Annotated in this window: 10 protein-coding genes and 1 riboswitch; of the genes, 3 read left to right on the top strand and 7 right to left on the bottom strand. The window is 63.6% G+C overall.

Annotated elements, in window-relative coordinates; genetic code table 11:
- Positions 1-3 precede the first annotated feature (3 nt).
- From ACMA5I_RS08275 to nadC, 5 genes are all read right to left on the bottom strand, one after another.
- The gene (locus tag ACMA5I_RS08275; protein ID WP_525885783.1) at positions 4-822 is read right to left on the bottom strand and encodes an ABC transporter substrate-binding protein; all 819 of its coding nucleotides are present in this window, start codon (positions 820-822) and stop codon (positions 4-6) included.
- Positions 819-2723: a TonB-dependent receptor plug domain-containing protein gene (locus ACMA5I_RS08280; RefSeq protein WP_525885784.1), complete on the bottom strand. Its 1905-nt coding sequence runs from the start codon at positions 2721-2723 to the stop codon at positions 819-821. Before ACMA5I_RS08280 ends, ACMA5I_RS08275 begins: the two co-directional genes overlap by 4 nt.
- A gap of 120 nt (positions 2724-2843) precedes the next feature.
- A riboswitch (cobalamin riboswitch) is annotated at positions 2844-3040 on the bottom strand.
- 85 nt (positions 3041-3125) lie between these two features.
- Positions 3126-5219 carry a DNA helicase RecQ gene (gene recQ / locus ACMA5I_RS08285; RefSeq protein WP_525885785.1) on the bottom strand — a complete coding sequence of 698 codons (2094 nt, stop codon included), beginning with the start codon at positions 5217-5219 and terminating at the stop codon, positions 3126-3128.
- Entirely contained in the window at positions 5219-7384 is a 2166-nt protein-coding gene (locus ACMA5I_RS08290; RefSeq protein ID WP_525885786.1) for a transglycosylase domain-containing protein, read from the bottom strand. Before ACMA5I_RS08290 ends, recQ begins: the two co-directional genes overlap by 1 nt.
- A gap of 147 nt (positions 7385-7531) precedes the next feature.
- Positions 7532-8389 (bottom strand): carboxylating nicotinate-nucleotide diphosphorylase, encoded by an 858-nt coding sequence (gene nadC / locus ACMA5I_RS08295; protein ID WP_525885787.1) that lies wholly within the window; start codon positions 8387-8389, stop codon positions 7532-7534.
- A gap of 68 nt (positions 8390-8457) precedes the next feature.
- Between nadC and msrC the strand changes: the two genes are divergently transcribed.
- From msrC to ACMA5I_RS08310, 3 genes are all read left to right on the top strand, one after another.
- Positions 8458-8916: a free L-methionine (R)-S-oxide reductase MsrC gene (gene msrC / locus ACMA5I_RS08300; RefSeq protein ID WP_525885788.1), complete on the top strand. Its 459-nt coding sequence runs from the start codon at positions 8458-8460 to the stop codon at positions 8914-8916.
- Between the two features lie 97 nt (positions 8917-9013).
- Positions 9014-10477, top strand: coding sequence for an AMP nucleosidase (locus ACMA5I_RS08305; RefSeq protein WP_525885789.1), 1464 nt, complete (start codon positions 9014-9016; stop codon positions 10475-10477).
- Between the two features lie 284 nt (positions 10478-10761).
- Positions 10762-11052, top strand: coding sequence for an HU family DNA-binding protein (locus tag ACMA5I_RS08310; RefSeq protein WP_525885790.1), 291 nt, complete (start codon positions 10762-10764; stop codon positions 11050-11052).
- A 52-nt stretch (positions 11053-11104) separates the two neighbouring features.
- Here ACMA5I_RS08310 and ACMA5I_RS08315 read toward each other — a convergent pair whose 3' ends face one another.
- Both ACMA5I_RS08315 and ACMA5I_RS08320 read right to left on the bottom strand, forming a co-directional pair.
- On the bottom strand, positions 11105-11782 hold the full coding sequence (locus ACMA5I_RS08315) for an ABC transporter ATP-binding protein (RefSeq protein ID WP_525885791.1): 678 nt from the start codon (positions 11780-11782) through the stop codon (positions 11105-11107).
- Entirely contained in the window at positions 11779-13071 is a 1293-nt protein-coding gene (locus ACMA5I_RS08320) for a KpsE/RkpR family capsule polysaccharide export protein (RefSeq protein WP_525885792.1), read from the bottom strand. Before ACMA5I_RS08320 ends, ACMA5I_RS08315 begins: the two co-directional genes overlap by 4 nt.
- Between the last annotated feature and the right edge of the window lie 13 nt (positions 13072-13084).

A 13084-nucleotide genomic window follows, 5' to 3' on the forward strand; every position in this document is an offset into this window, starting at 1 on the left:
AGCCTACTCTGTCATGTCTCGCCGAATCTCGGCAAGGTTTTCAATGGCGCGGAGGACATGGGGGGTGCCGCAGATCCAGTTCGGGTCGGTCTGGACGGTGCCAGCGTCTGGGATGGCCCTGAGGGCCGGGTGGCGCAGGACATCCTGGCCGCGCGAGGTGCCGGGATAGGGGGCGCCGGTGACGATGAGGTCGGGGGCGATCATCACCATCAGCTCCAGCGGGATGGGGCGCGTGCCGTCATAGCCTGCGGCGGTCACGGCGTTGTCAAAACCGGCGGCCTGGAGGATCTGGCCCGCGAGGGTGCTGTCGCCGGAGGTGTAGCCATTAACGTAGTAAAGCGCGGCGCGCGGACGTTCGGTGATTTGCGATTGGAGGGCGGCGAGGCGGGTCTCGAAATCGGCAATCGCCGCATCCGCTTGTGGCGCGCGGCCGAGCACAGTGCCCATTTGCGCGAGGCGCGCGGAGATGTCCTCAAGGCTGTTGGCGGGCTCAAACACCTCGACGGCAATGCCGAGGCTGCGGAGCATGTCGAGGGTTGCAGCGTTCTCGAAGGCACCGGCCAGCACCAGATCGGGCGCCATCAGATAGATTTCCTCGGCGCGGCCATGGTTGATCGGGTAGTTTGCGGCTTCCTCCGCCATCACCGAGGAAGACGGGTCCCGCGCCAAGGCCGTCACCGAGACGAGTTGCCCCTCCTCCGCCAGCATCATCGCCAGCTGGTCGGTGCAGAGATTCATCGACACCACGCTAGCGGGCGGGTCGGCTGCCGCCTGCCCCGCGAGGCAGGCGGCGAAGAGCGTAAAGAGCCCTGCCCGGATCACCAATTCGCCCGAAGGCCGACATAGGCGGCCCGGCCGCGCGTCGCATAGCCGAGGGTTTCGGAATAGTCTTCGTCAAAGACATTCTCGACCCGCGCCGTGGCGGTGACGGTCTCGGTCACACGATAGTCGCCGCTCAGATCGACGACGGTGAAATCCTCGAGCTCCGCGGTTCCACCAGCGCCGTAAAAGCGGCTATCGACGACACCGCGCACATGCCGCAGATCGGCGGCAACCAGCGCGCGGTCATTCAGCAGGTCCGCCGAAACCCCAAACCCAAACTCATGCTTGGGGCGGCGCACTTCGGGTCTGCCATTCGGTTCATTCGCATCGAGCCATGTGTAGGCGGCGCGGAACCGCAGATCATCGTTCACCTCATAGCGGCCAGAGACCTCAACGCCGTGACGCTCGCTGTCGCCATCCTCGTTGATAGGGCTCGACACGTTGAAGCCATCTTCTTCACTAACTGCCGAAATATAGTCAATTTCGCCCTCAAGCGTCTCTTGGAAATAGGTCACGTCAAGCACCCCGCGACCAGCCGCCAAAGGCACCTCTACGCCGATATCAAAACTGCGGTTCCGTTCAGGCTTCAAATCAGGATTGCCAATAGTGCGATACAGAAATGCCGCATCCTCGAAAAAACCATAAAGTTCAATGTAGCTCGGGTTCACCACCCCGGTGCCCGCCGAGGCGTGAAGCCGAATGCCATCTTGCTGCGGCTCGTAGGACAGCCCGACATTCCACGTCCGCGCATTGGCGAAGCTGTCGTTGTCGTCGTAGCGCCCGCCGATCTGCACATCGAGACCATTCGCGAAGCTGCCGCGATATTCCAGCGCCAGCGAATCCGTGCGCGGCGAATACTCCGGGTTGGTGGTGCTTTCCTGATCCTCACGCTCGACCAGAAGGTTCATCAAATGGTTGCTGGAGGCGAGCGGCTGACCGTCGAGCCCGTAGCTCAGGCGGTATTTGAACGACTCCTGCTGCGCCTCGGCCAGGCCAGATCCGCTAGAGTCCTGATCGAAATCCGTCCGCTCATAGGAAAGCCGATGCAAAACGCGCCCGCCGAAGCTTTCCCATTCGCCCCAAACGGAGGCCAGCCGCTCTTCGCGCTCCACATAGGGCGCGTCATTATCGACCACATAGTCGTCCGCAGTGGTCGCCGTCCAGCTTGTGGAATCATTGTCATAGCGCTCATCCGAGCGGCGCAGCAGCCCGCCAAAGGTCAGACCCGGCGCGACCTCATATTGCCCTTTCAGGCTGAGCGTGCGGCGGTCGATCCCGTCCTTCTCGCCATCTTTGCCGGAATGATCGTAGCCGTCATCATCATGGCGCGAGAGGCCGAGGCGTAGCCCGCCCTTCTCAGTGCCGACCGAGGCGTACCCGCCCGCATTCCAGCCATCGCCATACTCGACCATCCCGCCGGTATGCACACCCGGCTCCGGCGCGCGGGTGATGATGTTGACGACGCCCGCCGCCGCGTTCGATCCGTAAAACGCCGATTGCGGGCCGCGGATGATTTCAACGCGCTCCACATCAAAGGTGCTGAGGCCACTCAGCGGATAGGTGCCATCCTCCGCCGAGGCTTCCACCCCGTCGATCAGGATCAGCGTGTGGTTGGATTCCGAGCCGCGAATCCGCAGTCCGGTCAGGCTGTCCCCGCTGGTCGAGAGGGACACGCCCGGCGTCGCCCGCAGCGCGTCCTGCACCGTGGTGATCCCTCGCTCTTCCAACTCTTCGCCGGTCACGACGGTCGCCGCGCGGCCAAGCGCATCGCTCGCGATCGGCATCAGCGAGGCAGTCAGGACCAACTCGTCCAGCATGAACACATCCGCCGTCTCCTGCGCCGCAACTGGCAGGGCCGCGCCGACAAGGGCCGATGTCATCAGGAACTTTTTAAGCAACATAATTCTCTCCAAAAACGGGGCGAAACCCCATGCAAGCCTGTCTTTGGAATGAGAATCCCGCCGACGATGAACCATCACCGCGCCGGAGTGCTCCGTTGCTCGCCACGCGCCCCGCGAACGAACAGGGTGAATGCTCAGGCAGGTCTCCTGACTTGCGGGTCGTCGCTCGGGCCGCCTTCCCATCCGCTGCCGGACAGTGGCATTCGCGCCGTCGCTCGCCGCTCACAGTTGCGGGGGCAGTTGCGGCTTTGGCGAGATCGCCAGACCGCATTCCCTTTTCATCGGCAGATCGCCGAACCGGAGCAGCCTTCTTTTTAGCGGATCTGGCGGGCGGCGGACAGGGGGCATTGTCCGGAAAACACTCTGGTGATGCGCAAAGGCCGCATCGTCATTTGCGAAAACTCAGCCCTGATGCTCGGCGATGATGTCCAGAAACGCATCGCCAAAGCGGGCCACCTTGTCCGGCCCCATCCCCGGCACCCGTTCCAGCGCGGAAAGGCTGTCCGGCGCGCGCTCGGCAATCGCGGCGAGGGTTTTTGTGGGCAGCGACAGCGGCTTATCGATCCCGTCCGGCCCGCGGCGCAGCGTGACCTCCGCCTCTTTCAGCGCCTCGAACACATCGCCCACACCCCGGCTGGCCGCCCGGCGGCGCGCGGGATGCACCGGATCTTGGCTGGCCCCGGTGATAATTTCCAGAAACGCATCACCATATTTCTCCAGCTTCGCCATGCCGACGCCTTTGACCTGCGCCATCTCATCAAGGGTGGCGGGCCTGCGGGCGGCCATGTCGCGGAGCGTCGCATCGTTAAAAACGACATAGGCCGGGGCTTTCTGCGCCTCCGCCAATTCCCGGCGCTTGGCGCGGAGAAGGCCGAAAAGCGGCGCGTCCTCCTCGTCAATCATCGCCTGCGGTTCGGGCTTCACATCGCGGCTGCGGATCGCGTCCCGGCGCAGTTGCATCTCGACCTCGCCGCGCAGAACGGGCCGCGCCGCTTCCGTCATCGCCAGCGCGCCGCGCCGCTCGGAGACGGGACGAATGAGATCGAACCCCATCATCTGCCGGAACACCGCCTGCCATTCGGGCTTCGAGACCGCCGACCCAACCCCGAATGTCGGCAAATTATCATGCCCGCGCTGTCGGATTTTCTCCGTCCGCGCGCCGACCAGAATGTCGATCAGATGACCCGCGCCGAAGGTTTCGCCCGTCCGCAGCACCGCCGAAAGCGCCATGCGGATTGCCTCGGTCCCGTCGTAAAGCTCCGGCGGCGCGGCGCAGAGATCGCAGTTCCCGCACGGCGTGGCCTCTTCCCCGAAATAGGCAAGCAAACGCACCCGGCGGCACCCTTGCGCCTCGGCCAGCCCGAGCAGCGCGTTGAGCCGCGCGTGATCCGCCGCCTTGCGTTCATTCGGGGCAAGACTTTCGTCGATCTGGGTGCGGCGCAGGCGAATATCGTCGGGGCCGAAGAGCGTCATCGTCTCCGCCGGATCGCCGTCCCGGCCCGCGCGCCCGATCTCCTGATAATAGCTCTCGATATTCTTGGGCAGATCCGCATGGACGACCCAGCGAATATCCGGCTTGTCCACCCCCATCCCGAAAGCGACCGTCGCGCAGATCACCAGCCCGTCCTCGCGCCCGAACCGCTCCTCCACATGACGGCGTTGCTCGGGCTCCAGCCCTGCGTGATAGGCGAGCGCGTCATGGCCTGCCTTGCGTAGCGCGTCCGCCAGCGCCTCGGTTTTGGCCCGGCTCGCGCAATAAACGATGCCGGACTGCTCCGGGCGCGCCGCGACCCAAGCCATCACCTGCTCACGCGGGCGATCCTTTGGCCGGAACGCCAGATGCAGATTGGGCCGGTCAAACCCGCGCAGAAAACTCTGGGGCGGCGCATCAAACAGCCGCGCGATAATTTCGGCGCGGGTGTCCTCATCGGCAGTCGCCGTGAGCGCCACCGTCTGCACCCCGCCCAAACTGCGCCGCAGCTCGCTGATGCGCAGATAGTCGGGCCGGAAATCATGGCCCCACTGGCTGACGCAATGGGCTTCATCCACCGCCAGCAACCGCACATTGGCGCGGGCGAGCATCCGCTGCGTGCCGGGATTGGCGAGCCGCTCGGGCGCGAGGTAAAGCAGCTTGAGCCGCCCCGCCTCCAGCGCCGAAAAGACCTCTTCCGCCTCATCCGGATCCATCCCGGAGATCCACGCGCCCGCCTCGACCCCCTGCGCCCGGAGCGCGCGCACCTGATCGCGCATCAGCGCAATCAGCGGCGAGACCACGAGGGTCAGCCCGTCCCGGCAAAGCGCGGGCAACTGATAGCACAGCGACTTGCCGCCCCCGGTCGGCATGATCGCCAGCACATCCTGCCCCGCAATCACGCCCTCGATGATCTCGCCCTGACCGGGGCGGAAGTCATCATGGCCGAAGACGGATTTGAGAATCGAAAGGGGGCTGCTGGAGCCCCCTGTCGTTGCGTTTCCGAGATCCAGCTCGTCCCGCATTACTGACCGCCGCCGAGGATCTGGTTCAAGAGACCATCGACCGCGCCCTTGATCTCGTTGCCGATCTGCTCGGCAACCTGATCGGCGGGGATGACCTGCCCCTGGTTCTGGCGCTTCTGCGCGGCTTTCTGCTGGGCTTTCTGGGCGGCCTTCTGCTGCCGCTTCGTCGCGATCTTCTGCTCCTCGGTCTGCTTGGGCGCAAGCGGTGCGATCATTGGCAGGGGTCGCGCCGGACGGTTCTCGGAAATCCGCACCATGGCCTCATGCCAGATCTCCGCCGGAAGCCCGCCGCCGGTCACGCCGGTCAGCGTCTCGTTGCGGTCATAGCCCATCCAGACGCCGACGACATAATCCGCGGTGAAGCCCACGAACCACGCATCGCGCGCGCCTTGGGTCGTGCCGGTCTTGCCGGCCACCTCGCGGCCTTCGATCCGCGCGCGGCGGCCGGTGCCGTTCTCGACCACTTCATGAAGCATATAGACAAGCTGGCCCGCGGCTTCCTGCGAAATCACCCGCTGACCTTCGCCGCCGGACGCGCCCATGATCGGCGTGCTGTCGCCGCGCAGACGGACCTCTTCGATCCCGTAAGGCACCGCCGAGACGCCGCCATTGAGGAAGCCCGCATAGGCTGCGGTCAGCTCCATCAGCGTCATTTCCGAGGTGCCGAGCGCCATGGCCGGGCCGCGGTCGATCTCTTCCTGAACGCCAAAGGCATGGGCAAGCGCGGCGACATTGTCCGTCCCCACATCCTGCGCCAGACGCACCGCCGAGGTGTTGATCGACGAGGCCAGCGCCTGCTGGAGCGTCACCGTCCCGCGATAACCGCCGCCATAGTTTTTCGGGTTGTAGATCTTGCCGCCGACGCGAATGTTGAGCGGGGCGTCCTGAATGACATTGTTTGGGCTCATACCCTGATCGAGCGCCACCGCATAGACGAAGGGTTTGAAGGCCGAACCGGTCTGGCGTTTCGCCTGCGTCGCGCGGTTGAACTGGCCCGGCAGGTTCGGGGCATCGCGGCCGCCCACAATGGCGCGGACCGCGCCGTTGCGGCTCATCACCACAATCGCCGCCTGCGCTTCGGACCCGGCTTTCACCTTGGTCTCAAAGATGTAATTCAGCGCTTCTTCCGCCTGACGCTGGATGGTCGGCGAAAAGGTGGTGTTGATCTGCACGTCCTCGGTGGTGTTGCGCGTCAGGAAATCCGGCCCCGCTTCCATCACCCAGTCGGCGAAATAGCCACCCGCGCGGCGCTGCGCCGCGGCGGAGAGGGTCGCCGGGTTCTGGCGCGCATCCTCAAATTCCGCATCCGTGATGTAATCCTGATCGCGCATCGCGTTCAGCACCACGGTCGCGCGGTCCTGCGCGGCGTCGAGGTTGCTGGTCGGTGCCAGCGAGGACGGCGCTTTGAGCAGGCCCGCAATCATCGCCGCTTCAGCCACGGACAGTTCCGCCGCCGATTTGCCGAAATAACGCTGCGCCGCCGCTTCGGCCCCGTAGAGACCTGCGCCGAGATAGACCCGGTTGAGATAGATCGAGAGGATTTCTTCCTTGGAGTATTTCACCTCCATCGCCATCGCGGCGGGCACTTCCTTGATCTTGCGCTCAATGGTCGCCGAGCGGTCGAAGAACACCAACTTCGTCACCTGCGCGGTCAGCGAGGAACCGCCATGACCGTCGAGCGGGCTGCGGCCTTCGCGCATATTGATGCGCATGGCGCCGACGATACCGATCGGGTCCACGCCGGGGTGCCAGTAGAAACGCTTGTCCTCGACCGCGACAATCGCGTCGATGAGGTTTTGCGACACGTCCGAGGCCATTTTCGAGCCACCATATTGCTCGCCGCGGGTCGCGAAGAGATCGCCCGATGCGTCATACATGGTGACCGAGCCGCCTTCACGCCCGTCAAGCAGTTCCTCGAAAGGCGGCAACTGGTTGTAATAATAGATGACGCCCGCGCCGACGATCAGCGCGAGAACGAGCGCCGTGCGGCTCGTGATCAGCCAGATGACGTTGAAAAAGCCGCCGATGGTCCCGCGCAAACCGCGCTCCAGACGCGACTTTTGTGGCTTCGCACGTTTCCGGCTGCTCTTGGTCTTGCCAGAGCCGCTGGTGGATTTACGCGGTTTTGACGCGCCGGGAAGGCGCGGTGGACGGGACTGGGCCATAATGTCTCGGACTGCTCGTTCTCTTCTTTTCCGCAACTATAGCTGTATTGCGCGAGTTTGTGAATAAAGAGCAAAGCAGATAACGCGGATGTTGGCGGATTTTGACGCTGTGCAACAGACCAAACGGTATGTTTCTTCCCTAACCCCTTAGGATAGATGGATATCCAGCCCGATATCGAGTGTCCCTGCCGCCATGGTGATCTTCGAGGTCGAAATGTAATCGACCCCGGTTTCGGCCAATGCGCGCACAGTTGTGATGTCCACCCCGCCAGAGGCTTCCAGAACCACGCCCTCGGGGCGCAGCGCCACGGCCTCACGCAGACCCTCCGGCCCCATATTGTCGAGCAGGATGATTTTCGCCCCCGCTTCAAGGGCTTCGCGATATTGGTCGAGCCGGTCCACCTCGATCTCGATGGGCAGCATATGGCCCGCATAGGCGCGGGCGGCATCAAGCGCGCCGCGAATCCCCCCGGCGACGGCGATGTGGTTGTCTTTAATCATGATCGCATCATCGAGACCGAAGCGATGGTTCGCACCGCCGCCGCAGCGCACCGCGTATTTCTGCGCCATGCGCAGGCCCGGCGTAGTTTTACGGGTGCAGGTGATCCGCGCGCCGGTGCCGGCGATCTCTTCGGCATAGCGGCGAGTCTCCGTCGCGATCCCGGAAAGCTGCATCAAATAGTTCAGCGCCACCCGCTCGGCGGACAGCACCGCGCGGGCATTGCCGCGCACCCTCGCGACCTCCTGACCCGGCGCGATCGCATCGCCATCCGCGACGAGCGGCTCAAAACTGATCCCCGCCTCCATCAGCGCGAAGGCCTCCGCCGCGAAGCCCATGCCGCAGATCACGCCCGCATCGCGGCTCGCCATCACCGCATCGGCCTCCATATCCGGCCCGAGTGTCGCCAGCGAGGTCACATCCCCGGCCCGGCCAAGATCCTCCTCCAGCGCCGCCGCGACTTGCGGGCGGATCAGCACGGCGGGCAATTGCGGGATCTGAGACATCTTGCGGTCCTTCCTTTGGGCGATTAGCTGCTTGTCGCAAGCAATCTGTTCCAAATCAAGGACCCGCCATGCCCTCCGTCGATTACGACCGCCTCGCCGCCGATATCGCCGCCCTTGTCGAAGGCGAAGACGATGAGGTCGCAAAAATGGCGACGATCTCCTGCGAGGTGTTCCACGCGGATGACCGGTTCAACTGGGTCGGCTTTTACCGCGTGACCGGGCCGGAGATGCTCAAAATCGGGCCGTATCAGGGCGGTCATGGGTGCCTTTCCATCCCGTTCTCCCGCGGGGTCTGCGGCGCGGCTGCGCGGCTTGGCGAAACGCAGCTTGTGGCCGATGTGGATGCGTTCCCCGGTCATATCGCATGCGCCTCGTCCACCCGCTCGGAGCTGGTGATCCCGGTTTGTGCAGGGGCGCGGCTCATCGGAGTCTTCGATCTCGACAGCGATCAGCCCGACGCCTTCACCCAGGAGGATGCGGATCAGCTTGAGGCAATTCTCGCCAAAGCCTTTGCCGCCGCAGCGTAACCAAAGCTTCACGCCGCAGCGATTGCCCACGCCGCTCTGGCGTGGCATTTTCCCATGAAAACCAATGAAGGGCGCCAAAATGGATGAGACGTTGCACATGGAAATCAAAACGCCCGACACGGTTGAGCCGGAGCGGTTCACCGATCCCGAAGCCGCCGTCGCGCGGCTGATCGCGCTCTACGAGACCTCGACCGGCTTTCTGCAAAACGCCTTTGAGGACGTGCTGAAGGCGGGCGACGCCGATGCGCGTTACCGCGCCTATTACCCGCAAATCGGGCTGACCACGGTGAGTTTCAGCCATATCGACAGCCGTTTGGCCTTTGGCCATGTGTCCCAACCCGGAAGCTATACGGCAACGATCACGCGGCCGGATCTTTTCAAGGCCTATCTGGAGCAACAAATCCGCCTGCTGATCGACAATCACGGCCTGCCGGTCTCCATCGGCTTTTCCAAAACGCCGATCCCGCTGCATTTCGCGCTCAAGGAGGGCACCCATGTCGATAGCTCCCATGCCGCCGAGCTGACCCGCCCCTTGCGGGATATTTTCGACGTGCCGGATCTCGGGATCACCGATGACAGCATCGTCAATGGCACGGTCACGCGGAACGAGGCGGGGGCGCGCCCGCTCGCCCTCTTCTCGGCGCAGCGGATCGACTATTCGCTGGCCCGGCTCGCTCATTACACGGCGACCAGCCCGGCGCATTTCCAGAACCATGTCCTCTTCACCAACTATCAGTTCTATGTGGATGAGTTCATCGCCTTCGCAGAAGCCGAGGTCGCGCGTGAGGACGGCGTTTACACCGAGTTCGTCCAGCCCGGAAACATCGTGCTGGACCGCAATGGCCTCAGCGGCGAGCCGAGCGGCAAGGTACCGCAGATGCCCGCCTATCACCTGAAAAGTAAGGATGGCGGCGGGATCACGCTGGTCAATATCGGCGTCGGCCCGTCCAACGCCAAGACCATTACGGACCATATCGCCGTGCTGCGCCCCCATGCCTGGCTGATGGTCGGCCATTGCGCGGGTCTGCGGCATTCGCAGCGGCTTGGCGATTATGTGCTGGCCCATGCCTATGTGCGCGAGGATCACGTGCTGGACGATGATCTGCCCGTCTGGGTACCGATCCCGGCGCTGGCGGAGATCCAGATCGCCCTTGAGGATGCGGTGGAGGAAGTCACCGGCCTTGAGGGCTACGAGCTGAAACGCATCATGCGGACCGGGACGGTCGCGACCATCGACAACCGCAACTGGGAGCTGCGAGACCAGTCCGGCCCCGTGGCGCGGCTCTCGCTCAGCCGGGCCATTGCGCTCGACATGGAAAGCGCGACGATTGCCGCCAACGGGTTCCGCTTCCGTGTCCCCTACGGCACGCTGCTCTGCGTCTCCGATAAGCCGCTCCATGGCGAGTTGAAATTGCCCGGCATGGCGACCGATTTCTATAACCGCCAGGTCGCGCAGCACCTGCTGATCGGCATCCGCGCCATGGAACGCCTCCGCGAGATGCCGCTGGAGAAGATCCACAGCCGGAAACTCCGCAGCTTCAACGAGACAGCGTTTCTCTGACCTGCCCGCCCGCGCTTTGACGGCAACGCCCCGCCCCGGCGGGACGCGTTGCCGCAACCCTCAAATCCTTAACGCGGCGTCACAAAAATCTTAACGTGCAACCTTGCGCAAAGCCCATGGAATAAGGGATGTCAGCGCAATCATGCAAAATAAGCGATTTTCGGCCCCAAATGGGTTTTAAGCGTTGAAATATTCGGAAATATCTCGCTAATGTGGGCGCGTCGGTCTGCGCGGCGGCTTGCGGCGCGCAGAATTAACAAGGAAATTCAAGGGAGTTACCCCCAATGACGAAAAAAGCGATGACCAAAACCCAGCTCGTGAGCGCGCTGGCTGAGGAAACCGGCCTCGAAAAAACCAAGGTGAACGGGATGCTGGAAGCCCTGACCAAGGTCATCACCAATGAGGTGTCCGATGGCGGCGCCGTGACCCTTCCGGGCCTCGGCAAATTCGCTTGCCGTGCGCGTCCGGAGCGTATGGTTCGCAACCCCGCCACCGGTGAGCAGATGCAAAAGCCGGCCGATCGCGTGGCAAAAGTCACCATCGCCAAGGCTCTGAAAGACAGCATCAACGCCTAATTCAGGTCTCAAGAGTTTCGAAAAGGCCGTCCTTCGGGGCGGCCTTTTTCTTTCAGCCTTCCACCGTCGCGGCGGCGCTGAGAACGTCCTTATAGTAGCGCAGCGCGTCATCCACCTTGTCGAAATAGGTGAGAACGCCGTCCTCCAGCACCGCGCCCGCCGAGCACATCTCGCGCAGCATCCCCTCACCATGGGCGACGACGACCGCGCCGGCATTGTCGAGACGGTGGGCCAGCACTTCCTTGCATTTCTGGCGGAACAGCGCGTCACCGACGGAGGTGACCTCGTCGATCAAGTAGTAGCCGAAGGGAATGCCCATACAGATGCCGAAGCCAAGCCGCGCGCGCATCCCGGAGCTATAGGTGCGGATCGGCTCGTCGAAACTCGGGCCAAGCTCGCTGAAATCATAGACGAAATCTTCGAGGGCCTGCGTATCCACCCCGTAAACCCGCGCAAGGAACCGCGTGTTCTGCGCGCCGGACAGTTCCGGGTGGAAGCTGCCCGCATGGCCGATCTGCCAGGAGATGTCGCCGCTGGAGAGAACGCGCCCGCTATCCGCATCCTCCGTGCCGCCGATGATCTTGAGCAGGGTCGATTTGCCCGCCCCGTTCCGGCCAATCAGCGCCACCGATGTGCGGGGCGGAAACAGGGCGTTGATGTCGCGCGCCACATATTTCCGCTGTCCGTTTTTCATGCGGAAGCTTTTGGAAACATGTTCCAGAACGATCATCGGCTGTCCCGCACCGCGTAGACACTGAGAAGCACGATCGTCCAGACGACGAAGAGCAGGCCGAACACCATGGCCGCGAGAATGGCGCGCTGCGGATATTGCGCGCTTTCGGGCAGGGTCGGCTTGATATGCGCGGCGAGATAGCGGCTGCGGCGGTTGGCCTCGGCCACGGCGCCGTCATAGGCGGCGCTGGCGGCGATATAGGCTTGCTCAGCAAATTCGCGGTCCACCAGAAGGCTCTCGTAATCGCCGATCACGCCGGAGAGACGCTGATCGCCCTCCTCGCTCGCGCCGCCGATATTGCGTCGCTCTTCGTTGATCCGCTGACGCAGGGCGGTGATCTTGCGCTGTGCCTGATCAATCCGCGGGTCGTTGGCGCGGGTGGTGTCACGCAGAAGATCGAGGTCGATCATCGCCGTCGCGAGTTCCTGCTGGAGCGCGGTCAGGATGCCCATTTGCCCGGCCACATCGGCTTCGGGGTCGATGATCTGCTCGTCATTGCGGAATTGGGCCACCTGCATCCGCACCTGACGCAGACGTTCCGTCGCCTTGTCGAGTTCCTCGCGGGCGAAGGCCAGCGTGTCCTCGCGGGCGATATGGCTCAGCTCATCGACGAGTTGCGAGCTTTCCTCCATCACCGCCATGGTCAACGCTTGCGCGTCCTCGGGGGTGAAGGCGAAACTGTCGACGGTGATCAACCCGGTGCCGCTGTCATAGGAGACATGCACCATGCGGTTCCAGTAATCGACCAGCTTCTCCATCGGCAGGCTCGGGTCGAGCGAGAAGAGCGGATCGCTGTCAGGCTTCGACCAGAGCGCGCGCAGATCAAGATCCTGCGACACCGCTTCGACCATGCTTTGCGAGCGGATGGAGTCGTAGAGAATATCGGCGTCGGTCGAACTGGTCCCGGCGATCTGGCCAAGACCGGCCAAAAGATCCGTCGTGCTTTGCATTTCCTCGGACCGGACCGAGAAGGCCACGGTGGAGGAATATTGATCCTCCGCCCGCGCCCAGAGATACCAGATCGCAACCAGTGTCGGCAGGACCACCACAATCACAAGGCTGATCAGCCACGCCCAATGGCGCTCCTTGGGCCGTGCGGGCGCCGCCGCCGTGCGCACCCGGCGGGAGGGCGGCTGGTTCTGGCCGCCGCCTTTTCGCTGAGGCCGCGCTTGCGGCGCGACTTTCTTGGGCCTCTCGCCGCCTTGCGGGGCGACATTGGCTTGGGCTTTTCGCTGACCTCGCGGCGCGGGCTTCTGGCCCGCATCCGATCCATTTTCATTCGTCACAAGAATGACCTGC

Source organism: Jujubicoccus corallicola (genome assembly GCF_047345645.1).
Classification (GTDB): Bacteria; Pseudomonadota; Alphaproteobacteria; order Rhodobacterales; family Rhodobacteraceae; genus JBLEFH01.

Coding starts and splice junctions, on each gene's coding strand:
- msrC (WP_525885788.1), top strand. CDS start 8,458: ATGCCCTCCGTCGATTACGACCGCCTCGCCGCCGATATCGCCGCCCTT.
- nadC (WP_525885787.1), bottom strand. CDS start 8,389: ATGTCTCAGATCCCGCAATTGCCCGCCGTGCTGATCCGCCCGCAAGTC.
- ACMA5I_RS08305 (WP_525885789.1), top strand. CDS start 9,014: ATGGAAATCAAAACGCCCGACACGGTTGAGCCGGAGCGGTTCACCGAT.
- ACMA5I_RS08290 (WP_525885786.1), bottom strand. CDS start 7,384: ATGGCCCAGTCCCGTCCACCGCGCCTTCCCGGCGCGTCAAAACCGCGT.
- ACMA5I_RS08315 (WP_525885791.1), bottom strand. CDS start 11,782: ATGATCGTTCTGGAACATGTTTCCAAAAGCTTCCGCATGAAAAACGGA.
- ACMA5I_RS08310 (WP_525885790.1), top strand. CDS start 10,762: ATGACGAAAAAAGCGATGACCAAAACCCAGCTCGTGAGCGCGCTGGCT.
- ACMA5I_RS08280 (WP_525885784.1), bottom strand. CDS start 2,723: ATGTTGCTTAAAAAGTTCCTGATGACATCGGCCCTTGTCGGCGCGGCC.
- recQ (WP_525885785.1), bottom strand. CDS start 5,219: ATGCGGGACGAGCTGGATCTCGGAAACGCAACGACAGGGGGCTCCAGC.